The 26183-nt window shown below is 61.0% G+C and carries 22 protein-coding genes and 1 pseudogene; 15 read left to right on the plus strand and 8 right to left on the minus strand.

The window, feature by feature from the left end; translation table 11 throughout:
• Positions 1-93 precede the first annotated feature (93 nt).
• Complete coding sequence (gene katG, locus ASD02_RS24100; protein WP_057221221.1) at positions 94-2268, minus strand: catalase/peroxidase HPI; 2175 nt, start codon at positions 2266-2268, stop codon at positions 94-96.
• A gap of 166 nt (positions 2269-2434) precedes the next feature.
• Between katG and ASD02_RS24105 the strand changes: the two genes are divergently transcribed.
• Both ASD02_RS24105 and ASD02_RS24110 read left to right on the plus strand, forming a co-directional pair.
• Positions 2435-3352 (plus strand): hydrogen peroxide-inducible genes activator, encoded by a 918-nt coding sequence (locus ASD02_RS24105; protein ID WP_057221222.1) that lies wholly within the window; start codon positions 2435-2437, stop codon positions 3350-3352.
• A 236-nt stretch (positions 3353-3588) separates the two neighbouring features.
• Positions 3589-4962: a hypothetical protein gene (locus ASD02_RS24110; protein ID WP_057221223.1), complete on the plus strand. Its 1374-nt coding sequence runs from the start codon at positions 3589-3591 to the stop codon at positions 4960-4962.
• A gap of 103 nt (positions 4963-5065) precedes the next feature.
• On the opposite strand, the gene ASD02_RS24115 is transcribed toward ASD02_RS24110, so the two are convergent.
• On the minus strand, positions 5066-6031 hold the full coding sequence (locus tag ASD02_RS24115; RefSeq protein ID WP_057221224.1) for a hypothetical protein: 966 nt from the start codon (positions 6029-6031) through the stop codon (positions 5066-5068).
• A gap of 624 nt (positions 6032-6655) precedes the next feature.
• Here ASD02_RS24115 and ASD02_RS24120 point away from each other — a divergent pair.
• The 4 genes from ASD02_RS24120 (at position 6656) to ASD02_RS24135 (ending at position 9391) form a co-directional block, all read left to right on the plus strand.
• A complete protein-coding gene (locus tag ASD02_RS24120; RefSeq protein ID WP_057216480.1) occupies positions 6656-7078 on the plus strand; it encodes a cysteine rich repeat-containing protein in 423 nt (140 codons plus the stop codon).
• 24 nt (positions 7079-7102) lie between these two features.
• Entirely contained in the window at positions 7103-7672 is a 570-nt protein-coding gene (locus tag ASD02_RS24125; protein WP_057206772.1) for an OmpA family protein, read from the plus strand.
• Between the two features lie 280 nt (positions 7673-7952).
• Positions 7953-8399: a hypothetical protein gene (locus ASD02_RS24130; protein WP_156408454.1), complete on the plus strand. Its 447-nt coding sequence runs from the start codon at positions 7953-7955 to the stop codon at positions 8397-8399.
• Between the two features lie 149 nt (positions 8400-8548).
• Positions 8549-9391 (plus strand): polysaccharide lyase, encoded by an 843-nt coding sequence (locus ASD02_RS24135; RefSeq protein ID WP_244494280.1) that lies wholly within the window; start codon positions 8549-8551, stop codon positions 9389-9391.
• Between the two features lie 429 nt (positions 9392-9820).
• Here ASD02_RS24135 and ASD02_RS24140 read toward each other — a convergent pair whose 3' ends face one another.
• Positions 9821-10123, minus strand: a complete 303-nt coding sequence (locus tag ASD02_RS24140) for a DUF2147 domain-containing protein (protein ID WP_057206768.1) — start codon at positions 10121-10123, stop codon at positions 9821-9823.
• A gap of 226 nt (positions 10124-10349) precedes the next feature.
• On the opposite strand from ASD02_RS24140, the gene ASD02_RS24145 reads away from it, so the two are divergent.
• From ASD02_RS24145 to ASD02_RS24165, 5 genes are all read left to right on the plus strand, one after another.
• The gene (locus tag ASD02_RS24145; RefSeq protein WP_057206766.1) at positions 10350-10616 is read left to right on the plus strand and encodes a hypothetical protein; all 267 of its coding nucleotides are present in this window, start codon (positions 10350-10352) and stop codon (positions 10614-10616) included.
• Between the two features lie 54 nt (positions 10617-10670).
• Complete coding sequence (locus tag ASD02_RS24150) at positions 10671-11687, plus strand: DUF4105 domain-containing protein (RefSeq protein WP_057221227.1); 1017 nt, start codon at positions 10671-10673, stop codon at positions 11685-11687.
• A 412-nt stretch (positions 11688-12099) separates the two neighbouring features.
• The gene (locus tag ASD02_RS24155; protein ID WP_057221228.1) at positions 12100-13908 is read left to right on the plus strand and encodes a hypothetical protein; all 1809 of its coding nucleotides are present in this window, start codon (positions 12100-12102) and stop codon (positions 13906-13908) included.
• Positions 13909-14096: 188 nt separating this feature from the next.
• Positions 14097-14297: a type II toxin-antitoxin system VapB family antitoxin gene (locus ASD02_RS24160; protein WP_057206760.1), complete on the plus strand. Its 201-nt coding sequence runs from the start codon at positions 14097-14099 to the stop codon at positions 14295-14297.
• A complete protein-coding gene (locus ASD02_RS24165) occupies positions 14294-14677 on the plus strand; it encodes a type II toxin-antitoxin system VapC family toxin (RefSeq protein WP_057221229.1) in 384 nt (127 codons plus the stop codon). Before ASD02_RS24160 ends, ASD02_RS24165 begins: the two co-directional genes overlap by 4 nt.
• A 257-nt stretch (positions 14678-14934) precedes the next feature.
• On the opposite strand, the gene ASD02_RS24170 is transcribed toward ASD02_RS24165, so the two are convergent.
• Positions 14935-16734: an adenylate/guanylate cyclase domain-containing protein gene (locus ASD02_RS24170; protein WP_057221230.1), complete on the minus strand. Its 1800-nt coding sequence runs from the start codon at positions 16732-16734 to the stop codon at positions 14935-14937.
• Between the two features lie 208 nt (positions 16735-16942).
• Positions 16943-17094 (minus strand): annotated as a pseudogene (locus ASD02_RS37355) (IS6 family transposase); the annotation flags it as partial.
• A gap of 143 nt (positions 17095-17237) precedes the next feature.
• Between ASD02_RS37355 and ASD02_RS24175 the strand changes: the two are divergent.
• On the plus strand, positions 17238-17750 hold the full coding sequence (locus ASD02_RS24175; RefSeq protein WP_057221231.1) for a hypothetical protein: 513 nt from the start codon (positions 17238-17240) through the stop codon (positions 17748-17750).
• A 215-nt stretch (positions 17751-17965) separates the two neighbouring features.
• Here ASD02_RS24175 and ASD02_RS24180 read toward each other — a convergent pair whose 3' ends face one another.
• A complete protein-coding gene (locus ASD02_RS24180; RefSeq protein ID WP_057207302.1) occupies positions 17966-18568 on the minus strand; it encodes a TetR/AcrR family transcriptional regulator in 603 nt (200 codons plus the stop codon).
• Positions 18569-18873: 305 nt separating this feature from the next.
• Here ASD02_RS24180 and ASD02_RS24185 point away from each other — a divergent pair, with 305 nt between their 5' ends.
• Genes ASD02_RS24185 through ASD02_RS24195 form a run of 3 tightly spaced genes read left to right on the plus strand, consistent with a single transcriptional unit; the run spans position 18874 to position 23402 of the window.
• On the plus strand, positions 18874-19095 hold the full coding sequence (locus ASD02_RS24185; protein WP_057206753.1) for a hypothetical protein: 222 nt from the start codon (positions 18874-18876) through the stop codon (positions 19093-19095).
• Positions 19092-22235 carry a multidrug efflux RND transporter permease subunit gene (locus ASD02_RS24190; RefSeq protein WP_057221232.1) on the plus strand — a complete coding sequence of 1048 codons (3144 nt, stop codon included), beginning with the start codon at positions 19092-19094 and terminating at the stop codon, positions 22233-22235. Before ASD02_RS24185 ends, ASD02_RS24190 begins: the two co-directional genes overlap by 4 nt.
• A gap of 15 nt (positions 22236-22250) precedes the next feature.
• The gene (locus ASD02_RS24195) at positions 22251-23402 is read left to right on the plus strand and encodes an efflux RND transporter periplasmic adaptor subunit (RefSeq protein WP_057216450.1); all 1152 of its coding nucleotides are present in this window, start codon (positions 22251-22253) and stop codon (positions 23400-23402) included.
• A gap of 103 nt (positions 23403-23505) precedes the next feature.
• Here the strand turns inward: ASD02_RS24195 and ASD02_RS24200 are convergent, their stop codons facing one another.
• Entirely contained in the window at positions 23506-24900 is a 1395-nt protein-coding gene (locus tag ASD02_RS24200; protein ID WP_057221233.1) for a sulfite oxidase, read from the minus strand.
• Positions 24901-25152: 252 nt separating this feature from the next.
• Positions 25153-26070, minus strand: a complete 918-nt coding sequence (locus ASD02_RS24205) for a hypothetical protein (protein WP_057221234.1) — start codon at positions 26068-26070, stop codon at positions 25153-25155.
• Positions 26071-26183: the final 113 nt, after the last annotated feature.

The raw sequence follows: 26183 nt of genomic DNA on the forward strand, positions 1-26183 counted from the left end.
CGTTCGAGCATGAATGCGGATGTCCAGAGACGGCGGATCCGAAAGCCTCCCCCCGTTTGACGGGGGAAGGAGTTAACTGGGTGATCCCAGGGGTCATGCAGCCAGATCGAAACGATCCGCATTCATGACCTTAGTCCAGGCCGCAACGAAGTCCTTGACGAACTTCTCCCTGTTGTCATCCTGGGCATAGACCTCCGCATAGGCGCGAAGTACGGAGTTCGAGCCGAAGACGAGGTCGACGCGGGTCGCCGTGTACTTGGTCGCGCCGGTCTTTCGGTCGCGGATTTCATACAGGTTGCTGCCGGTCGGAACCCAGGAATAGCCCATGTCAGTCAGCGTGGCGAAGAAGTCCGTCGTCAATGCACCGACGTGGCTCGTGAAGACGCCGTGTGCGGTGCCGGCATGGTTCGTGCCGATGACGCGGAGACCACCGACGAGCGCTGTCATCTCGGGCGCGGTCAGGCCCATGAGCTGGGCGCGATCGAGCAGCAGCTCTTCCGGGCTCACCACATAGTCCTTCTTCTGCCAGTTGCGGAAGCCGTCGGCGAGCGGCTCGAGCGGAGCGAAGCCGTCGGCGTCCGTCTGCTCGGCGGTCGCATCGCCGCGCCCTGCGGCGAAGGGCACTTCGATATCGAAGCCTGCGGCTTTGGCCGCCTGCTCGACGCCGTAGTTGCCGGCGAGCACGATCACGTCGGCAAGGCTGGCACCCGATGCCGCGGCAATCGGTTCGAGAACGGAAAGAACACGGGCCAGACGTGCCGGCTCATTGCCCTCCCAGTCCTTCTGCGGGGCAAGGCGGATGCGGGCGCCGTTTGCGCCGCCACGGAAATCCGAACCGCGGAAGGTGCGGGCGCTGTCCCATGCCGTGGCAACCAGATCCGCGATGGAAAGACCTGATGCCGCGACCTTCGCCTTGACGCCCCCGATATCGTAGTCCTTGCGGCCGGCCGGGATCGGATCCTGCCAGACGAGGTCTTCGGCCGGCACATCAGGGCCGAGATAGCGGGACTTCGGACCCATGTCGCGGTGCGTCAGCTTGAACCAGGCGCGGGCGAAGGCATCCGAAAAGGCCGTGAAGTCATTCCTGAAGCGAAGCGAGATTTCGCGATAGATTGGGTCCACCTTCAGCGCCATATCCGCATCGGTCATCATCGGAATGGTGCGGATCGAGGGATCCTCGACGTCGACTGGCTTGTCTTCCTCTGCGATGGTGATCGGTGCCCATTGAGAGGCGCCCGCAGGGCTGTGCGTCAGCGTCCATTCATGGTTGAACAGCATCTCGAAGAAGCCGTTGTCCCACTTCGTCGGCTCGGCGGTCCAGGCGCCCTCGATGCCCGAGACGACCGTGTTACGGCCGATGCCGCGACCCTTGGTATTCATCCAGCCGAGGCCTTGGAATTCCGGGCCTGCGGCTTCTGGATCGGGGCTGAGGTCACCCGGGTTGCCGTTGCCGTGGGACTTGCCGATGGTGTGGCCGCCGGCGGTAAGCGCCACGGTTTCCTCATCGTCCATTCCCATGCGCGCGAAGGTCTCGCGCATCTGCGCGGCGGTCGCCAGCGGATCGGATTTCCCGTTCACGCCTTCCGGGTTGACGTAGATGAGGCCCATCTGCACGGCAGCGAGCGGGTTTTCCAGCGTCTCTGGCTTGGAGACGTCGCCGTAGCGGCCGTCGCTCGGGGCGAGCCACTGCTTCTCGTCACCCCAGTAGACGTCCTTTTCCGGCGCCCAGATGTCCTCCCGGCCGAAGGCGAAGCCGAAGGTCTTCAGGCCGGCAACATCGTAGGCGATGGTGCCGGCAAGCGCGATCAGGTCGGCCCAGGAAATCTTGTTGCCGTATTTCTTCTTAATCGGCCAAAGCAGGCGGCGACCCTTGTCGGTGTTGACATTGTCCGGCCAGGAATTGAGCGGGGCGAAGCGCTGGTTGCCGGTGTTGGCACCGCCGCGGCCGTCGGCGGCGCGGTAGGAGCCGGCCGCGTGCCACGTGACGCGCGCCATCATGCCGACATAGCTACCCCAGTCGGCCGGCCACCATTCCTGGCTGTCCGTCATCAGGGCGCGCAGGTCCGCCTTCAGCGCTTCCACGTCCAGCTTCTTGAGCTCTTCGCTATAGTTAAACCCCTTGCCCAGCGGATTGGTCTTGCTGTCATGCTGGTGCAGGATGTCGAGGTTGAGTGCGTTGGGCCACCATTCCATGACGGAGTTGCCGAGAGCCGTGGCGCCGCCGTGCATGACCGGACACTTGCCGGCCGTGGTTGTCTTCGTATCCATTTGGTCCTCCAACGGGTTTTCTTCAATCTACGGACACTGGAAGGGCTTCGCGGGCACACCTCTTGGGTCAGCGCTACCGGGAAGTGCCTTCCGAGTGGCCAATGAGTAACAAGCCCACTTCATAAATTCCAATTGTATATTCTAAAGGCAGCGATATGCTGAGGTTATGAATGGCCTGACCATGAAACATCTCCGCTATTTTGACGCCCTTGCCCGGATCGGCCATTTCGGCCGCGCCGCGGAGAGCTGCGCCATCTCGCAGCCCGCGCTATCCGTGCAGATAAGGGAACTGGAGGAACTGCTTGGCGCGCCGCTCGTGGAAAGAGGCGGGCGCCGCATACGGCTGACGGGTCTCGGCGAGGAGTTCGTCGGCCGCACCCGCGCCATCCTTCGCGCTGTCGACGAACTGGCAGATCTCGGGCGGGCGGCCCATGGGCCGCTCGCGGGCCGCCTTCGTCTTGGAATCATTCCGACGGTCGCGCCCTATCTCTTGCCAACCATCATAAAGTCGCTCGCACAGCTCTATCCGGGGCTCGATCCGCGGCCGCGCGAGGCGATCACACAAAGATTGATCGAGGACTTGGCGGAGGCGAAACTGGACATCGCCATCGTCGCGCTACCGATTTCGGAGCCAGCCCTGGAGGAAATCCCGCTCTTTGACGAGGAATTCGTGCTGGTACGGCCCCTGGAGGATGCGGGCAAGCCAGTGCCGGCTTCGGAAAGACTGCATGAAATGCGCCTGCTCCTGCTGGAGGAGGGACATTGCTTCCGCGACCAGGCCCTGTCCGTCTGCAACATCACGACCGCGTCGACGCGCGATGTGATGGAGGGGAGTTCGCTTTCGACACTCGTGCAGATGGTCGGCGCGGGCATAGGTGTAACGCTTATCCCGCAGATGGCCATAGAGACCGAAACGCGGTCCTCATCGGTCTGCGTGTCCCGGCTTGCCGGCCCCCGCCCGACCCGAAGGATCGGGATGGTCTGGCGAAAGACCAATCCACTGTCGACGCAGTTCGCTCGGATCGCCGACATCGTGCGCGAGGCTGGACTGAGCAGGCAAAGGCAAATGGATGCCGCCACGTGAAAGGAAGCTGCTAGGCCGGTCACCGGCTGGCGACAACAGGCAATCACAGGTTCCCAAACCGTTGCCGGACCTCCTTGGATGCCGAAGCTCCACGCCCAGCGATCCCGGCGGCACATCACGTTTTGAAATGAACGGTCACTTAATATGACTTCCCATTACGGGTCAGTCCGGTCATGTAACGATTGAAGGTCGTCCGACTCACCGCTCGACGACGAACGGACCAAAGAGCTGACAGTATGGAAAATCCGATCGCATTGAATCGCCTTGCCGAGAACAACGTCTTTCGCAAAGGTGATGTTTTCGTCCTTTTCGGCGAACTGTTCGGCCGCGGATACGCAACTGGCTTGCTCGACCAAGCCCGACAGGCAGGCATGGAGATCGTGGGAATCACGGTCGGGCGCCGCGACGAGAACAACGCACTGCGACCTCTGGACGCCGAGGAACTCTCTGCCGCCGAAGAGCGACTGGGCGGCAGGATCATCAACATCCCCCTTATGGCCGGCTTCGATCTCGACGCTCCGGCAGGTGGCCCCACTCCGACTGATCTCCTGGCCAATATGACGCTGGAGAGCTGGGAACAGGACAGGCTCGACTGGGACTACATCCAGCAGTGCCGGGACATTGCCACTTCGCGCTTCACGAATTCGCTTTCACAGGTCATGGCCGTTCTCGACGGAATGATTGCCGACGGCCGCAATGTCATTTTCGCCCATACGATGGCCGGAGGCATCCCGAAAGCGAAGGTATTCCTGGTCGTTGCCAATCGGATCTACAAGGGGCGTGGTCCCCGCCACATGTCGTCTCAAGCCCTGCTTGACAGCGACATGGGCAAGCTCATCCTGCAGAATTTCGACGAAGTCTCCGCAATCACCTTTCGACATCTCATCGACTTCAGCGCGGCGATCCGCGCACGTGTGGAGGCATCGGGCGGTCAGGTCCGGTACACGGCCTACGGCTACCATGGAACGGCGGTCCTGATCGACGGCAGCTATCGCTGGCAGACTTACACCAACTACACCCAAGGCTACGCCAAGATGCGGCTAGAAGGCATCGCGCAGGAAGCCTGGGCGGCGGGTATCAAGGCAACCGTTTATAACTGCCCTGAAATCCGGACCAATTCCTCCGACGTCTTCACGGGTATCGAGCTTCCCCTGATACCGCTGCTGCTCGCCTTGAAGAAAGAGAACGGTGGCCAATGGGCCGAAGAACAGTGGCAGGCATGTGAGCGGCTTCTGGCGGACGGCTTCACGATGACGGATGTCATCCAGAAAATTACCAATATGCAGGCCAACGAGGTCATGCGTCCGTTCTATGATTTCTCGGCGTGGCCCATGGCAAACAGCCAGGCACAATCCGATCTGACCATCGGCACGTCCAACGAGATCACGCAGATGCATCGTGACGGCAAGGCGATGATCAGCGACCACCTGAGTGCCCTCGTGGTGGAGGCGACCGGGCAGCTGATTTTTGGCGAAACCTCAGATCCCTCCGGTCCCGTCCAGTGGCTCAATCACGACATCGTGGCGCGCCGACTTAACGCATCCCACGTGCAAAAGCCGGCGCCCGCGATCTCGCGTGGGGCGACAGGCTCTCACCTCGAGGTGGCCTGACAGCTTCCCAATCAAGCTTGGAAGGTCGTTTCTCTTAGGGGTCAGAACGAGACGAAGGTCCCGGCAGGAGTGCGCCAACCGTAGCCAATCTGGCGTCTTCGGTTCACCGCACGACGGGTTCACCATGATAGCGGCGGCTTGACGGCTTCGACACGCCGAATCCAACTTCCATCATCAGGCGCGGCGACTGTTTTGCCAATGTTCCCATATGAAAGCCAAAAGGATCCTCCACAAAACCCGTACCCGCGTTTCCGATCATGGTAATGGCACTGTCCTCACCGTAGAAGCCCAGCACCTCATCTGCCGGATGCCCGACAAGTAGCGTCAGTTGATGCTTGACACGTCGGCGGTTGTGGCTGCCCCGCACATAAACATGCGGCCCGGCGTCCGCATCGACGTCGGTGAGGTAGAAGAAGAACTTCAACATCCGCCAATCGTCGAGATCGAAATGGAACTTGAACGAGGCGCGGCTGAGATCGGCCTCTGAAGCAGACTTCGTCGGAAAGCTCCACCAAGTTCGCGTCGTGATGAGTTTGGCTTGGCCGCCGAGATAGTGCCTTGCCACGTTGAGGAGTAATGGGTCCCGCTGCACGGCCAAAGCGGCATCGCACTGCAGAACCCGCTCGAAATGATGGCCACTCAGTATCGTGCGGCCAAAACGCCGCTCGGCGTCCGCGTGCTCATCGGCGAGAAACTCCACCTTGCGCTCGAAGTTGCCAAAACACGGCGTTTCGCGGCCGAACCGGGCGATTTCCTCCCTGATCGGCGCAGGCAGCGTCAGACCGGCAAAGATGCCAGTTCGCCTGAGTTCGGCCGCAATTGCCTCCGCCTGAAGGTTGCCGAACATCGAAGGCGCACTGTCGACAGTGGAGCGCACGCGTTTGGCGGTCAGCCAGTGGGCCTTGCGGAACGGCATTGTCCGCGCCAGCAGGAACATCGGCAGCCAGGCGGGATTCTCTCGTACGTCCGTTAGATAGGTAGGTACGCGTGCAGCCATGCGGCGGAACGCCCCGCCGCTGCGGGCTATGGTTTCCAGGTCGTTCGATTTGGATTTGGGTGTGTCGAACATCTGATATCCTTAAATGGCGACGAGGTTTTGATGACAAAACCTTGTTCTTGACCCCACAGTCCCGGCCAAACAGTAAGCGCTAATGTTTGTGTTGCATTGCAGCAGAATTAAGATCGCGGGCATGTCGCGACCGGGTATGTCGATGGGCTGTCCAGCGAACAGTTGCAGATTAGGAGCTGCGGCGAATGACGTTGATGACGTCATGGGCGAACACAGCTCCGTCTGAGCACTGCTCAACGACCACCCGAGACCGCTTTGAAAGCCGCGCCAAGTGTCACGAACCATTTGCGTTCCGGTGGCGCTCCGGCGACCAAGTCTTCAGCAGCCCACGCAATTCGATTTCGTGCGCATTTTAGCATTGTTCCCGGGCGTTCGACCGTTGCGGTTGGCAAAGCTAGGCTGAGCCGGTCGTCTCCTTGCCATGCATGGTGGCATCAACGACAAACGGTTCGTGGACATTCACGCGACTGGCCGTGACGTTCTAGCCGGAGCTCGGTTGCGGCTCGTTGAAGCCGTATCCTACGGTCAATGTAACCGTAACATACTTCCCCTCGCGCCCCCGGTAGCGCAACAGATGTGTGCGGGGAGTTTCTCCGGCGATCAACCGTTCACTATGGGGGTAGCATGTCGATGAGAACCAGACTGTTAGGAGGGGCGCTGGTCGCGTTCCTCGCGCTGACGGGCGCGGCCCGTGCCGACACCATCAGCTTCGCCGATGCGGTGAGCACGCTCGCCAGCGACTGCGGATCCGACATCAAGAAGTTCTGCAAGGGCCTGAACCTCGGAAACGGCCGCATCCAGAACTGCTTGGTGGAGCATGCCGCGAAGGTCTCGCCCACCTGCACGGCGACACTGGTGGGCGTCACTGCCTCGATCGAGCAGCGCCTTGCCGCCCAGCAGTCGTTCACGACGATCTGCAAGCATTACGTCGCTCAGTACTGCGGCGACGTGAAAGGCGAGGGCAACATTCTTGCCTGCCTGAACAAGGCGACACGCGTGAAGGAAGGCCAGTGCGGCCAGGCTATCACCGATGCCGGATGGCGGTGAACAATGTTGAAGGGACACAGAATCATGAAGAGCTTTCGACTTGCAACGATGTTTGCCGCCGGACTGCTGCTGGCACCCGGCCACCCATTCTCGCAGGACCTGAGCGGCCCGCAGGTCGTGCGCACGCTCGACAGACTGGCGGGAGCCGCTCCCGCCGTCGACATCGCGTTGCTTGTGGAAGAAGCGGCTGCGAGTGCAGGCAAGGGCGTCGCCGCCCTTCCTAACTGGCAGAAACTTTCGCAGCTGTCGCAGCTCATCGTCGAGATCGACTTCGAGAACGATTCCGTCGCCATCGAACCGAAATCCTATCGTACCGTCGGCCTGATCGCCGACGCCCTGCATCATCCGAACCTGCGGCGCTACAAATTCCTTGTCGTCGGACACACGAGCTCAACGGGCGATGCTAAGCACAATCTGGATCTCAGCCAGAAGCGGGCGAATGCGATTACGGAGGCCCTATCGACGACATTCGCTGTCGCGCCGGACCGTCTGTTCGCGATCGGCGTCGGCGAGGAATGGCCAGTAGATCCGGCGAACCCGAAGGCTGCCGACAATCGGCGCGTTCAGCTCGTGAACCTCGGTCTCGTGAAGTAACATGAGTGATTGGTTTTTCATCCTGTAGTCAGGGGTCTCGCTGTCCCTGCCGGTTGCGTCAGAACCAGCATCGCCGCGCCATCGCGTGGCGATGCTGTGGGCGTTACGACCAAACTTGTAGCGGCCGTCACCTCGTGGGCAACATCGGCTGAGTTAGTTTCATTTCGTGACAAAATTGGATCTTTTTGGAGGGATCGTCATGAATATTATGCGAGGTGAGGTTGTCGGGATGTCTCAGCAGCTGACCGTCAACCCGGGTTCATACGAAAGGAGCCGCTGCATGACACATGCGGAGTTCCTCGTGTATCTTCGCCAAACTTATGCCGGCCTCTTCGATCCAAGCACGAGCGAGGAGGCTTGGTCCCTTTTCCTAACTGCGAACACGGGCTGGAACGAATTAATCGAAGAGTATGTGCGGCGTGTCGAAGTCTTCCTCGCCAAACACGGGCTGCTTTCCAAGCTCTACATTCGGCAAATAGAGGAAAAATGGGGTGGCCTTCGCTGCTATCTCAGTCCGACGAATGGCTATCGGCCGTCAGCAGAAGTAGCCGCCGCGCTTGGTGTGATCTACCACGAGATTGCGGAGCGATCCTACCACACGTGTGACGTCTGCGGTGGGGCCGGTCGATTGAAGTCAAACAACGGCTGCTACCTAACCCGGTGCAACGACCACATCGCTGGCCGGAGGCTCGCAATAGACTGTCGCAAGATAGGAACGGAGCTCTAAGCACAAAATACGTTGCGAGTACGGATGATATGGAGGAGATCGAATTGGATACCGCTGGCAACGCACCTGACGGGATTGGCGACGCCGCGACGCCGTTGTCCTGGGAAACCAACCTTGTTGACGGCTTCGAAGGCGACAGCTTCTCGCCTATGGGTGGGCTCTATTACCGCGACAATGTCGAGCAACGTGCAGGCTCAGTCGAATTCCAGCGCGACGTCACCTTTGGTAGTGCCGGCGCGTTGAAGCTAAGCGTCCGACCGCTCTGGGAGGGCGAAGACGATCGAAGCGAGCGGGCGGAGGTGTGGGAACGCACGACACTGCGCGTACCATATGACAAGGCGGTCTGGTACGGCTTTTCCGTCAGGTTTGCCGATCCCATCCCGCAAGGGGACCACCGCCATGTGATCGCCCAATGGAAGCGCGAGATCGGTCCGGAGGCGAGGGGTGACTTCAGTCCGTTCCTGGCGCTTCGTCTCGTTCGCGGCCGACTGTTTGCGACCGTTGAGACCACTTTTCCGGTGATCTGTCGGCGCTCTTCTTTGTCGACCGGCGCATCGGCCCTCACCCCGGTTTTTCTGCGGCCGGAAAAGCGGCAGATGCGTGCGCTGGTTGCCACCGACCCTGGCTGGAAGCCACAGGACGGGCGCCTGTTCACGGCCTACAGTGATCGCATCACCGTCATCCACCGGGGTAATGAGCTGCCGACGCCGCATAGTGGATGGATTGACTTTGCGGTGATGACCCGGCCGGGACCGGATGGCACAGGGCATATCGAACTCTTCGCCAACGACCGCTGGATCGTGACGGTCCGAGGCCATATCGGGCATGAAGAACATGGGCTTGGCTCTCGGCAGTATTTCAAGTTCGGCCCGTACCGCTCGGCGGCCCAAGGCGAATGGTCGCTCTACTTCGACAACTTTCGCCGCTCCACACGCAGTGAAGACGTTCTTGGACCCGCCGGACTTGCGGCGCTACGCTCAGCATCAGATTAAATTCGACCGACCGCTTGAAAGGATCCCGCAATCGCACCGTCCTGATCCTCGACCACGTCCAGAGGCGAGATCTCAACCGCGCCTGACGCGGAGGCCGCGCACGCCGATGTCGCCATGCCCGCCGGCCCCGTCTAACGTGACCTATTCCAGACGTTGTCAATGACGGTCGGTCCCGGCCCCGAGATGTCGGCCGCAGCCGAAGGAGCTGCCGCTGCGAGAGCTGCATGCAGCAAGTCAAAGTGCGACAGCGACCTTTTCGCGTCTAATAGGGCGCGCGGCGCTGTAGCGCGAGATATCCCTTTCGAGGCCCTGTCAAGCCGCTGTGCCCGATCCACTTGCCCGGCCGATCACCGGAATTTAATCCCGGTGCGAGAACCGCAGGTCCCGACAGAAACGCCGGTATGTTACCGTATCATCTGGTCCCGCGGACTAAAGGCGTGACCATTTCTGCGACTCGCAGACTATCTTCATCACGCAGCCCTTGAGGGTGACCGTGTCGCCAGAGACGCTGATGGTTCCGTTGTAGGTCTTCTTCGCGTCAGGATCGGTGATCTTGCCAGAATAGCTGCCGCTATCTCCTTCAAACGTGCCGATCTTCTCGCCTGCATGTTTGCCGCTCTTCAGCGTAATGCAGAAGCCGCCGCCGCACGGCTCGATCGCGGCGGTGTCGCCGAGCGTCGTCTTCCAGTTTCCGACGATCGGGTCGGCTGCGCTCGCCAGTCCGGTCGACATTAGCAGCGCTGTGACGGAGATCAGGATGGGTTTCACGGCAACGTCCTCGCATGGCTGGCCCACAACGGGCCGATGTCCGATTTGGACCACACATCCGCTGCCAACCGCAAGAAACTCGCCGTATGTTACGGTAACCTACATGGCGTCGTCCGGATTCTGTGCCATCTTCATGACGACTGCGCGGATGTGAGGGAACCCCTCACATCGCCTGTCCGGGGGCGATGCAATGGAATACGATACGGCGTTCGCCAAGCGCAGATTTCCCGGGCAGGCGCGCGAGATCGACGCGCTCGCCTCCCGCAATGAAAGCTTTCGAGAACTGTGCAACGATTTTTCCATCGCGGACCAACTCGTGCGGGACTGGGAGTCGTCCACGGCTCCGGAGCGAGACGAGCGGTACGCCGAGGCGCTTGAACTCATAGATGGCCTTGGCAAGGAAATCCACACCATGCTGGATCTTGACAAGGTCGTGCCATTCCCTGCCGCCCGTTGAACGCGCGATCTCCGCATCATCGCGGCACAGCAGCGGCTACAGAAAAGGAACAACATGCCTCGTTTGATGGCGATCATCCTCATCTTCGCGATCGCGCTGATCGTGGCGGCTTTGACAGCCTGGGGTTCCCTGGCCCTCTGGTTTCGCCTTTCCCTGCCTGATGCCGGACGGGCAATTGGCGCTGGCGTCTTCCTCGTCTTCGGTCTCTTCACTGTAGCGGCGCTTGCCAGCCGGCTGCGCGTGAGGGCCATCCTTTCGTTCGCTGGCGTCTTCGCCCTTGTTCTCTTCTGGTGGAGCTCGATCAAGCCGGAAGCGAACGCAGCATGGGCGCCGGATGTCGCCCGGCAGGTCACGGGTAGCATTGACGGAAATTCGCTGACCTTGACTGATGTCCGGGACTTCGGGTGGCGAAGCAATTCCGACTTCACGGAGCGCTGGACGACACGGACCTACGATGTGAGCAAAGTGAAGACCGTCGACCTGTTCATGTCATACTGGGCGGGGCCGAAGATCGCACATGTCATCTTCAGCTTCGGCTTCAAAGACGGAGAGCAACTCGCCTGGTCGATCGAGGTACGCCACAAGGTCGGTGGCGCGTTTTCTCCTCTTGCCGATCTCTTCAAGAACGACCCTCTGGTGATCCTTGCCGCGGACGAACGCGACGTTGTCGGCGTCCGCTCCAACGTGCGTGGCGAGGACGTCCAAGTCTATCGGCTGAGGGCCAGTCCAGAGCAGGCACGAAATCTGCTACTCGAATACGTGGCCGAGGCCAACGCTCTCGCCCGGACTCCGCAGTTCTACAATTCGATCACGACGAACTGCACGACGACCGTCGCCAAGCTGATGCGAGTCGCCGGAGACAAGGTCCCGTTCGACTGGCGGCTGATCGTCAACGGTTATCTTCCCGACTACGCCTATGACCGGGGAGCCATCGACACGTCGATGCCGCTTGCCCAGTTGCGAGAGATTTCCAAAATCGATGAGCGGGCGCGGGCGGATGGATTGTCGCCCGACTTCTCGAAGGCAATCCGCGTCGGAGTGCCCTCCCCGGCCGCCGCCGCCACACCGTAACCTACAGCAACATGCCGAGGAAATCGCGACGATGTCGCGTGATGCGCCCTGTCAGCAGTCGGCCAGGCGAAGTTTCGCCTACGCCCTCAACCAGGACGGAACTCATGAAGCTCGTTAAGCACGTTCAGAACACCGCCACGGCTGCGGCCCTACCGATGATGGCGACCGCACCATGCCGACTCCGGCCGAAGCTCGCCGTGCTGTGGTTGGCTGCGGAGCGAGAGGATGTGCAATATCGTACACTGTTCACCACCCTATATTTCTCCCGGTGGTTCTGTCTCGACAGCGCCACACTTTACGGCTGCGAAACCTCTTTCAAGTGTGGACGAGATGCCCTTCGGGAGGTAGGTTGCATAAGGGATTCCAATACAAGCAAAAACTGCTCGCGTTCTGTGACCGGTGAGGAGAATGCATGCAGACCTCGGTGTCGTCGCCGGTTGATCGGGCAGAGCGCCCCTATCCGACCCATGAGGAGGTCAGGGCACAACTTGTGCGGATTCTCTCCAGCCCCGAATTTCCTAGTGGTGGACGCGGCGCTGCCTTCCTGAAGTATGTTACCGAGGAAGCGCTTGCGGGCCGGGGGCACCGTCTCAAGGCGTATTCGGTTGCCATCGAGGTGTTCAACCGCAGCGCGGACTTCTCTCAGGACGATCCCATCGTGCGGATCGAGGCCGGACGTTTGCGCCGGGTCATCGAACGCTACTATCTTACTGCAGGCCAACACGATCCGATCCGCATTGACATCCCCAAGGGTGGCTACGTGCCAACCTTTACATGGAATGACACGCCGGCGCCGGCAGAGGCGGCCGACGATGAACTGAGCGAAGACGGCGGCGGACGCCGGACCTTCACATGGCGGCATCTCGGCTGGCCCGTGCTGGCCATGCTTGTAGCATTCGTTTGCGCGGGACTTGGCTATTACGCAGGCGGTCTGACGGGGGCAGCCTCCAGTCGTTCCGTCGGGCAGATTCCGGACGAGCCGACACTCGTGATCGCACCCTTCGCGGACCTGGGCGATGGCCCGCAGGCTGCACGCTATGCCGTCGGGCTGACCGAGGAGCTTCTCACCGCCCTTCCCCGCTTCAAGGAGATTATGGTCTTCGGCCGCGAAACATCGAAGACACTGCCTCCCGATATCGAGACATCGAAGGTTCGCGATCGACTGGGGGCGCACTACCTTCTCGCAGGTGGGGTCCGCGTTGCGGGGGACAAGGTTCGTGTGACAGTGCGCCTGGTCGAAACCTCCAACGGATCGATCCTGTGGTCGCAGGACTACGACGAGGATCTGGACACCCACGAACTATTCGCCATCCAGTCCGATGTCGCCAGCAAAGTGGCTACGGCCATAGCGCAGCCTTACGGCATCATCGCGAAATCATTGGCGGCGAACCCGCCGCCGGACGATGTGGGCGTCAATGACTGTATGCTGCGTTTCTACGCCTACCGCGAGAAGCTGGACCCAGAAGAACACCTGGCCGCGAGCGACTGCCTAGAGAGCGCCGTGGCGCGTTTCCCGGCCTACGCCACAGCTTGGTCGATGCTCTCGATTGTCCAACTCGACGAGGGCAGATTCCAGTTCAACCCGCAGAGTGACAAGGTTCCCGCGATGGAGCGTGCGCTCGGTTCGGCGCGGCGGGCGGTCTCACTCGAACCAGACAACACGCGCGCCCTGCAGGCGCTCATGACGGCCCTCTTCTTCAACAACGAGCCGAAGGAGGCGTTCGAGGTCGGCGAGGAGGCGCTCGCCGCTAACCCGAACGACACGGAGTTCCTCGGAGAGCTCGGAACGCGCGTCGCGTTCTCGGGGCAATGGGAGCGTGGTGCGGAACTACTGGATCGTGCGATCAAGCTCAATCCAGGCGGAGCCGGATATTACTTCGGGACGCGCGCTCTGATCGCCTGCATGCTCCAGGATCATGAGAAGGCGGTGCGGCTGATCCGCAAGGCCGACCTGAAGAAATTTCCGCTCTTCCATGGCGTTGCGGCGGTCATCTACTCTGAGGCCGGGCTGTTGGCAGACGCAAAGCGTGAGGGCGAGATGTTCATGAACATGCGCCCCGACTATCTGCCCAACATCGTGGCCGAGAACCGGAAGAGAAACCTGCCGCAGAAGGACAGCATGCGCATCATCGCAGCGCTTCGACGGGTCGGACTGCCAGTGCCACGTGCGAGAGATGTCGAAGCTGAATTCGGGGTTTCCGACACCGCACACCGCCCGTGAACGCCGTATGCTACATACCTCCTCAGCGACGAAGGTGGGTGGAACCCAGGAACGCGTGCAAGCTACTGCGCGTTGGCGGCCGTGGGTCTCCTGCGCGCGTGAGCTAAGTTGATGGCCTGCGCCGGGCGTATCAGAGTGGGAACCAGGCGTAGATCCAGCACCAAATGCCCGAATTAGGAAACCAGATAATGCGATCGACTTTCAACCTCGACGACGCTCTCATGGAAAGAGCCAGATCTCTAACGGGTACAAAAGAAACCGCCGCTTTAGTCCGCCAAGCGTTGGAGACCCTTGTTCGTGTGGAGTCGGGAAAACGCCTCATCGCGCTCGGAGGAACTATGCCCGATGCGGAGGCAGCCCCACGCCGCCGGAGCACAGCGGCCAAGTGATACTTGCAGACACTTCTATCTGGATTGATCATTTCCGCCATGTCGATGCAGGCCTGCGTAGGATTATTGAGGACGATTGCCTACTCTGCCATCCGGCTATGATTGGCGAACTGGCGCTTGGCAGCCTTCGGGATCGCGGGAGCGTGATAGCTTTCCTGGCCGCTCAGCGCGAAGCGTTCGTCGCAACACACGACGAAGTCATGACGATGATCGATCGCCACGGCGTTTTCAGCATGAGCATTGGCTACACTGATGCCCACTTGCTGGCCTCGGTTCTCCTTGATCAGCGAGCGGCCTTATGGACCAGAGACAAGCGTCTGCGAGCAGCGGCCGAAAAGACGGGGGCTTCACTGCACACGCCTGTCAACGCGCGGAACTAGATGCTGAATGATGCTACAGCGCCGCGCGTCTTATTAGACGCACAAAGGTCGCTGTAGAACTTTGAATTGCTGCATCTTAAATCGAATAGGATTTAAGGATAGATGCAGCAGTCATGCTGAGCGGCTGATGCGCTCATCGCCTCAAACGCGCCAGAACCAGACCTTAGCCGCTCTCGCCCTTTCCAAGACATTGGCCGGCTCCGCCAAAAGAGCAAATCCACCGCCGAGAACGGACCGCGCATGTCCTCGATCGGCGATCAGCGTTCGGGCAAACCTGCTTGCCGCAAACCCTCGGCCATCTTCTCTTCCCAATGCGGTATGTTTTGAAACCAGGGCAGCGCTCGATACCACTCGATTGTAAAGCCTGGCTCGGCCGCCAATAGCTTCTGCGCGGCCCATCGGGCGGTCTCCAGGTCTCCGCTCATCGCCGACCAGGCGGCGAGATGGCGATAGGACCAGGTCACGTCAGGATAGCTGTTGATGACCTCCTGGGCTATCGCGATGGCCTGTGATAGAGAACCTTCCATGGCCAAAGAAAAGGCCATCCCTAATCTCATGTTGAATGTGAGCGGATCTCTTGGGCTCAGGGTCATCCCACGCTGGAAGCGTTCCGGCGCGCGAGTGGCTTCGCCCTTGTAGATCGCGATCCAGCCCAGGCGCGCCCATGCCCAGGCATTGTTTGGATCAAGCGCAAGCGCCTTTTCGATAAAGATGGTGGCGCGCTGCTGGTCGCCGCAGATGCTCATTGCCGCGCCGGCGGCAGTCAGCGCGGTTGGATCATCGCCGATCGAGCCTGCAGCTTCGACCGCTGCGCGCGCCTTTTCCAGATCAGGTTTCGGTTGTTCTGTCCATAGGTAGGAGGCGTTTGAGGCGTGGCACCACGCCAAAAGTGCATGCGCGCGACCATAGCTCCGATCGACGGCGATCGCTTGCTGAAGCAGTTCGATCGCCTGGTTGTTGGTATCCTTGCGGCGGCCCCAAAGGTACGGGTAGGCGCGCATAACGAGATCATAGGCCCGCAGGCTGGTCGGCGGCTTGCGCTTGGCCAGCTCGATCTCTGCATTGCGGATGACCGGATGAATGGCGCCTGCCACCTGCGCCGCGATCCGATCCTGGAACTCGAAAATATCTTCGATTGCGCCCTCGTAACGATCGGACCAGGATTGGGTCCTTGTCTCCGCGTCGACCAGTTGCACGGAAATGCGCAGTCGGTCGCCGCCCCGGCGAACGGTGCCTTCGACCACATAATTGACGCCGAGTTCCCTGCCGACTTCACGCACGTCGACGAAGCGTCCCTTGTAGGTGAATGCGGACTGTCGCGCGATTACAAAGAAATCCCGAACGCGCGAGAGCGCAGCGGTGATCTCCTCTACAACGCCGTCTACGAAGTATTCGTCGCCTTGGCCGCTGAGGTTGTCGAAGGGCATGACGACGATTGACGGCTGGTCCTTGCCACGTCGGGGCGCAAGTAATGGCGCGGACGCGATGCTGCCTCCGACAGGCATATCTTGCTGCCAATCGACGCGGTAGACGAAGATTGGCCGGGGGATATTCTTCAAGCTCCGCTCGCCGAGGCTGGTCAGCGCGAACGGTACCTTGCCGTCAAGATGTTCGCGCACCGATGCGGAAATGCAGATGCCTGACGGAGCGGCGATCTCCTGCACGCGTGCCGCGATATTGACGCCGTCGCCGAGCAGATCGTCTCCCGACACAACGACGTCACCCAGATTGACGCCGATGCGGAATTCCAAGCGGCGATCGGGTGGGAGGGCCTCTGAGAGATTGAAGAGACGGCGCTGGATTTCTACTGAGCACCGGACGGCCTGAACAGCGCTTGGGAACTCGGCGACAAGGCCGTCGCCTGCGCTACCGAAGATACGGCCACCATGCTCGCTAACCGTTTCGTCAATTCGACCGCGGCATAGATCGAGTGCGCGAACTGTACCCTCCTCGTCCAGCGCCGTGAGGCGGCTGAAGCCGGCAACATCGGCTGAAAGGATGGCTGCAAGCTTTCGATCCACAGCGGTGAACGCTCCTGCGGCGCACGATATCGTCATCGTGGGCTAATATGCGCGCATTTTCCCACATTCACAGATGTTTTTCGCCAGCGAGATCGGATGAAAGACCGCTTCTCTAATCGGGCATTGGGGTCAAGCTCCTTTCCGATCTTCGGTGGCCTGATCGTTCACGAGGTAACCCTGCCGGAGCACGTTCCCCGGCAATGTCACGTTGTTTCATCAACGCCCGACAAAGCGTTTGTCTATGACTTGCGCGCGTCACGGCTTTCCACTGCGCGCCATTGTGCGGATCCGATGAATGTGGGTGGCTGGGGCTGAGTGTTTCTGGTCTGCCGAGAAGACCGAGATGAAACGTTGCAAGCCGCCGACAGATCGAACTCCCTGCATCATGCCTTCTCGTTAGTGGGGGCGTGCAAATGCCGTGCACTTTGTTCATCTGTTCTCCTAGCGGGCCTGGCAAACAGAGTTGATCGGAAATGATCTCAATTTTTAATGTGTCTCACTGTAGAGATTGTCCACAGTGCCTGATTGAGGAACCTCCCGTGAAATTGTTCGACTGGCTGACAGGATATAAACCGGCGCCGGATGGGGTGAACCGCCAGTCCACGACAGCGCTTCGCAATGATCTTCTCGCCATCAATAGAAAGACTGCGCCGTTCATCATTCGTGACGGCAAGCCGGAAGGCGTCGATCTCGTCGCCGAATGGAAGATCGTTGATGCCCGCTGGTACGAACTATTTGCCAAAGCTGGGCTGCAAAGGGTGTTCAAGGTGCTGATGAAATTCGATGCTGCCAATTGCGAAGTTCGCGCCGTCGATCAGGAATGGTCCGTCGAATGGCGCGCCGGCGTGCCCGCGCTTACTTTGAGCGCTGATGCGTTTCGCGGTCGAAAGTGGGAAAAAAGCTTCGAGATGGCCTTCGCCTTCAAGGAAGATTTATCCTACGGCAAGGTTTACGAATATCGATTCAATACCACCGAAATAAAGACGCCCCTAATTGAAGCCGCTCATCGGACCGGCTGGGGTTGGAGAGGCGTGGCGTTCGGGAAGTTATGACTGCGTCACTCTTCACATGCGGAAGACAGGCCGGCGCTCTTTGCCGCGGCAGTTCGCCTTGCCGCATGTCTGCTGGCTGATCACCTATCCGCGTGCAGGCTGGCCCGGAGCGACCACCCTCAGATCGCCGGAGCTGTGCGCATCGACAACGAGCACGTCTTCATGATCGACAGCCACCATCCCGAATAGCCTGCGGAGCGGTAGGCAACGCGCCGCTATCTGCGGACGGCACTGCTCCCGGAAAGCGACAGGATCGCCGCGTCGGCGATTTCCGCAAAGCGGGCACTCGGCCCCTGCACCCCGCTGCTTTGCTGGGCGACACGCGCGCCCTCGATCAACAACAGCAACGTGTCGCAGAGCAGTTCCGCATTGGCGACACCGGCCTTGCGGCAAAGCTCCACAACGCGATCGCGTTGCCCATCCTTGAACTTCCGGATCACCGATCTGCCTGGATGGTCCGCGTCCGTCAGCTGGACGGCGGCGCTCATCATTTCCCAGTGGCAATCGTCGTCGCCGAGGTGCTCGGCGATCCGCCGGACCCAGGCCCTGAGCTGCGCCAGCCCGTCGCCGGGGTGGGCGTCCTCCAGCTCCCGCCAGAAGCCGTCCATCTCCATTCCCGCGCGCTGAAGACATTCGACGATGAGTTCGTCCTTCGAATTGAAGTGACGATAGAGCGTCATCTTGTTGCTGCTGGCGGCATCGGCGATGGCGTCGACACCGATCCCGCGAATGCCGTGCCTGCGGAACAGCTGGCGGGCCGCCTTGACGAGGCGATCGCGCGGCGAAAGACGTGGTTGCTTGCGGGAATCCGTGGTCATCGCATTCGGCCCGACGTCGTCGGCATGGAAAAACTTGCCCCTTGACGACCCGTTGGCGACAGATAACATGCGACGATGTTACCGACCAGTAACATTTTCGCCAGCGGCGCATCGAGGAATGCCGTTTGTCGCGAGGGCTTCCGGGACACAGCGGTAACTGCAGAAAAATTTCTAGCGTAATGTCGGTGGGCGCGGTCGTCGGGCGTCTTTTAGCCAGAGTGCACACCGCACAGACTTGTAAGTTTCGATCACGTTCAAGATTTGGGTCGCTCCGGCCCATCGTGATCTCGTGCTGGAGCCTTACGATGCGCATGCTGGATGGGCCGAAGGCGAAGAACCGCACCGCTGACCGCAAGGTCCGCGTGGCAGACGTCTGCCTACCCGTTATCGGGATCTCCCGAAATGCCGCCTGCATCCCTGCCGCAAACATTCTGCCCGACGAACGCTCCAATCGCGGGGCACTTTACCACAACGGCGCCCTGTGGACCGTTCACGGCGGCGCCTTGCAAGGATCGATCCCGCCATGATCGACTTCTTCATTCACCGGCCGATCTTCGCATCGGCGATCGCGATCATCATGACGCTTGCCGGCGGCATCTGCTATTTCCTGCTGCCGATCTCGCAGTTTCCCGACGTGACGCCGCCACAGATCGTCGTCGCTGCCAACTACCCTGGCGCCAGTGCCCAAGTCGTCGCCGATACGGTGACGACGCCGCTCGAACAGCAGATCAACGGCGTGCCGGGCATGCTCTATATGACCTCGACGAGTTCGAATGACGGCTCGTCGCGGATCATCATTTCCTTCGAAGTGGGCTATCCGATCGACGTCGCCGCACTCGACGTCCAGAACCGAGTTTCGCAGGCAGCCTCCTCGCTTCCCGCGCTCGTCAACCAGACCGGCGTGACCATTGCCAAGCAAATCCCGAACTTCACCGTGCTGGTGAGCCTGGATTCGCCTGACAATTCGGTCGATTTCGCCTCCGTCAGCAACTACGCCTACCTGCAGATCCTCGATCCATTGAAGCGCCTGCCTGGCGTAGGCGACGTCCAGCTCTTCGGCGAGCGTCGCTATTCGATGCGCGTCTGGCTCGATCCCGACCGTCTGGCCAATCTCGGCATCACCGCCGTCGACGTGCAGAACGTCATCGCCGAACAGAACATCCAGGTCGCAGGCGGCAAGATCGGGCAATCGCCGGCACCAGCCGGGACACCCTTCGAGATGCAGATCAACGCGCTCGGTCGGTTGAGCGATCCGGCGCAGTTCGGCGATATCGTGCTTCGGGCCGACCAGACGACCGGGGCGACGACGCGGCTGCGCGATGTGGCGCGCATCGAACTCGGGGCACTGCTCTATTCGTCGTCGGTCACCTTCAACGGCAAGGAAAGTGTCGTACTCGCCGTATTCCAGGCGCCCGGTTCCAATGCGCTCGACCTGCAAAGCCGCGTCCAGGCCAAAATGGATGAACTGTCGCAGCGCTTCCCCGCAGGCATCGCCTACCACATGTTTTACGACACCACCCGCTTCGTCTCGGCGGCGATGGAGGATGTGGTGTTTACGTTGCTCGAGGCGCTCGCCCTCGTCGTCTTCGTCGTCTTCATCTTCCTGCAGAACCTGCGCACCACGATCATTCCGACGATCGCCATCCCGGTGTCGCTGATCGCGACGCTGGTCGTCATGTATCTGTTCGGCTTTTCGCTGAACATGCTGAGCCTGCTCGGCATGGTGCTCGCCATCGGCCTCGTGGTCGACGACGCGATCGTCGTCGTCGAGAACGTCGAACGTCAGCTTGAGGCCGGCCTGCCGCCACTTGCCGCTACGCGCAAGGCGATGCAGGAAGTGACAGGCCCGATCATCGCGACCACCGCAGTTTTGCTTGCGGTCTTCATTCCGGTCGCCTTCATCCCGGGCGTTGCGGGCAGCCTTTACAACCAGTTCGCCCTGACGGTCGCGATCTCGGTCGCCTTTTCCGCCTTCAACTCGCTGACCCTCAGCCCGGCGCTCAGCGCCGCCTTCCTGCGTTATCGCGGCGAGCCGCGCTTTGCGCTCTTCCGTTGGTTCAACGCCGGCTTTCACGCACTGTCGGATGGTTATGCACGTAGCATAGCCGGGCTCGTGCGCTGGCGCTGGGCGCTGTTTGCGCTCTTCCTCATCGCCATCGGCTCGACCTACGCGCTGTGGCAGCGCACGCCGTCGACCTTCCTGCCGGTCGAAGACCAGGGTTACTTCTTCGTCGTCATCCAGCTTCCCGACGGCGCCTCGCTCGAACGCACCCAGGCCGTCGCGCGGCGATCCGAGGAGATCCTTCGCGGCACGGCAGGTGTCGATTTCGTCGGCTCCGTCGTCGGCTTCAATTTCCTGTCCTTCGCCGCCCAGTCGAATTCCGCCGTGCAATTCGCGGTTCTGAAGCCATGGGATGAACGTCCCGCGGCACAAGGCGCTTCGGCGCTGCGCGAGGCGGTGCAGCCGCAATTGCTGCAGATCCCGGACGCGCTTGTGCTCGCCTTTGATCCCCCGTCGATCCAGGGGCTCGGCGCGACCGGTGGCTTCGAGTTTCAGGTCGAAGATCTCGCCGGGCGCAGTGCACAGGCGCTCAGCGACACAACCCAGGCGCTGATTGCCGAGGCACGCAAACAGCCGGAGATCAATCCCTACCAGCTCTTCACCACCTTCAGCACGTCGAGCCCGCAATTCGACTACGATCTCGACCGTGACAAGGCGAAACTGCTCGGCCTCAACCTGCCGGATATCTTCAGCACGCTGCAGATCTATTTCGGCTCGCTCTATGTCAACGACTTCAACCTGTTCGGTCGCACCTTCCGCGTGACGCTGCAGGCCGATCAGGCTGCGCGGGCCTCGGCCACCGATCTTTCACGGTTTTATGTGCGCAACAGCCAGGGCGAAATGGTGCCGCTCAACACGCTCGGCTCGTTCAAGTCGACGGTCGGCCCAGAGACCATCACCCACTACAACAACTATCCCTCTGCGCTGATCAACGGCGCGGCAGCACCCGGCTTCAGTTCAAGCCAGGCGGCAGCGGCAATGGAGCGGGTGGCCCGTACGACGCTGCCGCGGGACTACACATTCGAATGGACCGGCATTACCTATCAGGAGATCCGCGCAGGTTCGATCGCCGCGCTCGTCTTTGCACTCGCGCTCGTTTTCTGCTTCCTGATCCTGGCCGCCCAGTACGAAAGCTGGTCGATGCCGTTCATGGTGCTGCTCTCGGTACCGCTCGCGCTTCTGGGCGCGCTGTCGGCACTGTGGCTTCGCGGAATGCAGATCGACGTCTATTCACAGATCGGTTTCGTGATGTTGGTTGGACTTGCCGCCAAGAACGCCATCCTGATCGTCGAGTTCGCGCGCCGCCGGCGCGAGGAAGGGCTGGATGTGGTGGCAGCAGCAGCGGAAGCGGCGCGCCTGCGCTTGCGCCCGATTCTGATGACAGCTTTTGCCTTCATCCTCGGCGTGCTGCCGCTGATGTACGCCAAGGGCGCCGGTGCTGCCAGCCGCCAGTCGATCGGCACCACCGTGTTCGGCGGCATGCTCGCGGCGACCGTTCTCACACTCATTTTCGTCCCGGTCTTCTACGCGGTCATCGAACAATGGCGGGAGGGACTTTCCTCAAAGCCCGTTGGCCAGAACCACGAGCCGGAGGCGGCGGAATAAGGATTGGAGCCTAACATGCGTGGTTCGAGACTGGTTCTTGCCGCAGTGGTCATAATCGCCGCCCTCGCTGCGGCCTACCACTACAGGAATGGCGGGTTCGAGATCAAAGGCGGCGATGCCGGGGCCGCCCCGGCTCCAGCGCAACAGGCCATGCCCGTTCCCGTCGCGGCTGTCGTCAAGAAAACGATCCCCATCTATCTTGACTATTCCGCACGGACCGAGGCGATCCGCAACGTGACGCTTCGCGCCAAGATCACCGGCTATATCGAGTCACAGGCGGTTGCGGACGGTTCGGATGTTCAGGGCGGCGATCTCCTCTATCGGATCGACGCACGCGACTATCGGGCGGAACTGGATCAGGCAAAGGCCCAGGTCGAAAGGGACGAAGCGTCACTCGCCTATCTCCGATCCAATCTCACGCGCGGCAACGAGCTTGCCACGACAGGATATCTGGACAAGGACAGTTTCGACCAGCGTCAGAGCGCAGTGCGTCAGGCGGAGGCTGCACTTGCCATGTCGCGGGCGGCGGTGCGCACCGCTGAGATCAACCTCGACTACACCGAAATCCGCGCCCCCTTTGCCGGGCAGCTTGGGCGCAACCTGGCGCCGGAGGGAACACTGGTCAGCAGCACGACCGGAACCCCGCTCAACAACCTTGTGCAGCTTTCGCCGATCTATGTCTCGTTCAACCCGAGCGAAACCGAACTCGCCGACATCCGGAAGGCCCGGACAAAGGGCAAAGTGGAGGCAGAGGTGCTTCTGCCCGGCGACAAGGAACCGCGTTACCGCGGCGACCTCAGCTTCATAAACAACACGGTCGAGGGCAATACCGGAACGGTGGTAGCGCGCGCCACGATCGACAATGCCGATCTGACCCTGCTTCCCGGCCAGTATGTCCGCGTGCGCCTGAAGATCAGGGATGAACCGAACGTGATGATGGTGCCGGAGACAGCGCTCGGATCGAGCCAGCTCGGCAAATATGTCTATGTCGTCGGCAAGGACGATACGGTCGAGCAGCGGCTCGTCACCCTCGGCCCGACCAGCGGCGATCTCATTGGGTTGGCCTCGGGTGTTTCGGAAGGCGACCAGGTGATCGCCGGAAATCTGCAGAAGATCTTCCCCGGCGCGCCAGTCAAGCCGATGCCGGCGGGGCAGGCGCAGAAGTAGCGCGGCGCTGTAGGATCGCTGCAAATGCACTTGGCCATCCGACCGCATCCGCCGCGGCGACATTTTGCTGACCAGACGCCTCGTCGAGCACTCGCTCTGAGCTTCAGATCACCTGTGCGGTCACAGAGTGGATCGAGTTGTTACCGTAGCCCAGACGATTCCACTCGGCGCGCTCAGGCTGAGTCCGGCCGGCCATGTCGGTGGCGCGCGCCCGCACGGCGAGCGGCCCCGTCTGCTCAATTCGCGTGATCAGCTCCCACCATTGCCAGGCAGAGCGCCGCGGTTCGCCGACGAGCCGCGCCTCGCGCCACGGGCCGTCGTTTAGGCTGACATCGACCCTGGATATGCTCCCGGCGCCAGACCACGCGACGCCACGGATCGCGGTCTCGCCGCGCGGTAGGCTCTCCCCCTGATCGGGCGAAGAGATCAGCGCCCGCACACTCATGAGCGTCACCGGCGCGCGCTCGTCGCGCCCGTTCCGCACCCACTGGTACCAGTACTTCTCCGCTTGATAGTGGGTCTCGCAGGGCTTGTCGGTAACGACGATCTCGGTCAGCCACTTGACGGACGCCACCGCATACCAACCGGGCACGATCAGCCGCAGCGGATAGCCATGAGTTGACGACAGCGGCTCGCCGTTCATCTCGTAGGCGAGAAGCGCGTCCGTTTCGCGAATCTGGTCGAAGCTGAGGCCACGCTCGAAACGAATCGGCGCATCGTGACCCTCGACGAGCCCGCCGTCCGCACCGCGGAACGTAAGTTCCGTCGCGCCGGACCGCAGGCCTGCCCGTTCGATCACCTTGCTCAAGGGAACGCCGGTCCATTCGGCGGTGCTGACGGCGCCCAGGCCCCAGGCTTCGCCGGGCACGGCCGGATCGAACAGGCTGCGGCCGTTGCCAGCGCATTCGAGGGTTACCACGAGGCTCTCAGCGTAGAGATTGTGAAGGTCCCTCATGCTCAGACTCAAAGACCTTTCGACCAGCCCGTTGACGGAGAGCCGATAGCTCTCGCCATCGAGGTTCGGAATATCGAAGTGATTGCGCAAGTAGAACCGACCATTGGGCACGACTGCCCCGCCCGCGAGGTCCTGCACCGACGTCTCGCCGTTCAGCGGATAGACGCTATGAATTAGGAGCCCCGCCTCGACGGCGTCCTGGCAAGCGTCCGCCGGGTCGAGCACCGCGGCGGAAACGTCGGCCGGGCGTGCATCGCAGCCGCCGCTCGCCACGACCCCGGCGCAGGTCGACGCCGCCATCACTTCGACCTCGCCGGCTTGAAGGAACGGCGTCAAGAACGCTTGGAGGACGGTCTCATCCGCCGCTTCGGCAATGAAGAACAGTGAATGGGAACCGCGAACGACGGCTTCGCCCTTGATGACCACGCCATGGCGAGCGGCGCTAGGCCGGCTCAAATGGTTCAGCAGCATCGCGCCCTTGGCCGGATCGCGTGCGGGGCAGGTTTGGGGCGAATGCTGATGGTGCACGATGAAAAGAGGCACTGGGAACCTCCATACTAGGGCGGGGTTGCCCTGCGCCAAACCGCAAGTTGCGGCCTGCAAGGCGATCGGTACCGACCCTGAAGACACATTGCTCCGCTAGAACTGCTCATGATCATTTCAAGAACCTGCACGATGCGGAGATGGATCGCGCCTCCCGACGATACATTATGCGACCGTGAACGCAAAACCCGGCAGATCCAGCGTCCTTGTCGGGTCTTCGCACCGCCCGGCTCTCTTCCTATTTTTAGGATCTTAGATTTCCATCGTGGTGGAAAAAAGCACTGACGGTATCTCTGGGTTGTCCGCGTCAGTGACAAGCAGGAGGTCCAGACGGCTTCCATCCGATCGAGCGTGGATACCCTCTATCTTGTGTGGTCGCTCAAGGCGACGCACCGAACGCAAGTTACCATTATTGTCAGCTATTCCAATTGCGGCGCCGATGCAGGGTCCATCACGGAATGCATCTTCGGTATCTTCTGCAACGGCGCTGAAAACCATATCGCCGTTGCTCAAAACGGCCGCGTCCGTGAAGGAGAATGGCACACCGTGGAGAACCCCCAAGTCTAGCCGACGGATAGAAGATGGCTTGATGGCTTCGACAGACCCGGCCTGCAATGCATCCAGTACTGTTGAAAGCGGGAACCGGATGATCGCGTTGTCGGCTTGGTTCTTGTTGCCACGCTGGAACAAGCGCAGTTCATCGCCAACCACGACCGCGCCTTCAATATTGACCTCGGAGAATTCTTCGTTGAGCGGAACAAGAATGGGTGAAAGATCCACGGTTCGAGGCGGCATCAGCACGTCGGCATTGGGACCTAATCCAAGCAGAACCCCCCTGCGGCGGTTGGGTCTGGAGCCTGAGCCAAATGCCAATAGCGCGCCATGAGGAAACTCCCGGAAGGTGGGAAGGCGTGCGAGCGCCTCGAGATCGGGTTTTTGTCGCTTGCGAGCAGCCTTGGCCTGGGGCAACACGCCATCAAACAGGCGGATCAGATGACCGGGCTTCCCGCTGGTCAAGGAAAACACGCCTAGGTGAAGCTCATCATCTGCAATGACGCAGATGATCGAATCCAGGCACACGAGCCCGCTTGCAGCACTTAGATGCAAACGCCCGACCCCGGTGTCGGCCGGTGAAATATCTAACTCGCGTATCTTCGTGAGAGCGATCATCCCTGTGTTCTAAAGCATGCTCATGCAAACACAATTGGTCAGGCCAAGGCATGAAGCGCCCTAATATCAGGCGTGGTGCGCTAGCAGTCCCGGATACGGCTGCGCCCTCCGCC

Origin of the sequence: Ensifer sp. Root1252 (assembly GCF_001425885.1) — a bacterium.
Classification (GTDB): domain Bacteria; phylum Pseudomonadota; class Alphaproteobacteria; order Rhizobiales; family Rhizobiaceae; genus Ensifer; species Ensifer canadensis.

Coding starts and splice junctions, on each gene's coding strand:
- katG (WP_057221221.1), bottom strand. CDS start 2,268: ATGGATACGAAGACAACCACGGCCGGCAAGTGTCCGGTCATGCACGGC.
- ASD02_RS24105 (WP_057221222.1), top strand. CDS start 2,435: ATGAATGGCCTGACCATGAAACATCTCCGCTATTTTGACGCCCTTGCC.
- ASD02_RS24110 (WP_057221223.1), top strand. CDS start 3,589: ATGGAAAATCCGATCGCATTGAATCGCCTTGCCGAGAACAACGTCTTT.
- ASD02_RS24115 (WP_057221224.1), bottom strand. CDS start 6,031: ATGTTCGACACACCCAAATCCAAATCGAACGACCTGGAAACCATAGCC.
- ASD02_RS24120 (WP_057216480.1), top strand. CDS start 6,656: ATGTCGATGAGAACCAGACTGTTAGGAGGGGCGCTGGTCGCGTTCCTC.
- ASD02_RS24125 (WP_057206772.1), top strand. CDS start 7,103: ATGAAGAGCTTTCGACTTGCAACGATGTTTGCCGCCGGACTGCTGCTG.
- ASD02_RS24130 (WP_156408454.1), top strand. CDS start 7,953: ATGACACATGCGGAGTTCCTCGTGTATCTTCGCCAAACTTATGCCGGC.
- ASD02_RS24135 (WP_244494280.1), top strand. CDS start 8,549: ATGGGTGGGCTCTATTACCGCGACAATGTCGAGCAACGTGCAGGCTCA.
- ASD02_RS24140 (WP_057206768.1), bottom strand. CDS start 10,123: ATGTCGACCGGACTGGCGAGCGCAGCCGACCCGATCGTCGGAAACTGG.
- ASD02_RS24145 (WP_057206766.1), top strand. CDS start 10,350: ATGGAATACGATACGGCGTTCGCCAAGCGCAGATTTCCCGGGCAGGCG.
- ASD02_RS24150 (WP_057221227.1), top strand. CDS start 10,671: ATGCCTCGTTTGATGGCGATCATCCTCATCTTCGCGATCGCGCTGATC.
- ASD02_RS24155 (WP_057221228.1), top strand. CDS start 12,100: ATGCAGACCTCGGTGTCGTCGCCGGTTGATCGGGCAGAGCGCCCCTAT.
- ASD02_RS24160 (WP_057206760.1), top strand. CDS start 14,097: ATGCGATCGACTTTCAACCTCGACGACGCTCTCATGGAAAGAGCCAGA.
- ASD02_RS24170 (WP_057221230.1), bottom strand. CDS start 16,734: ATGACGATATCGTGCGCCGCAGGAGCGTTCACCGCTGTGGATCGAAAG.
- ASD02_RS24180 (WP_057207302.1), bottom strand. CDS start 18,568: ATGACCACGGATTCCCGCAAGCAACCACGTCTTTCGCCGCGCGATCGC.
- ASD02_RS24185 (WP_057206753.1), top strand. CDS start 18,874: ATGCGCATGCTGGATGGGCCGAAGGCGAAGAACCGCACCGCTGACCGC.
- ASD02_RS24190 (WP_057221232.1), top strand. CDS start 19,092: ATGATCGACTTCTTCATTCACCGGCCGATCTTCGCATCGGCGATCGCG.
- ASD02_RS24195 (WP_057216450.1), top strand. CDS start 22,251: ATGCGTGGTTCGAGACTGGTTCTTGCCGCAGTGGTCATAATCGCCGCC.
- ASD02_RS24205 (WP_057221234.1), bottom strand. CDS start 26,070: ATGATCGCTCTCACGAAGATACGCGAGTTAGATATTTCACCGGCCGAC.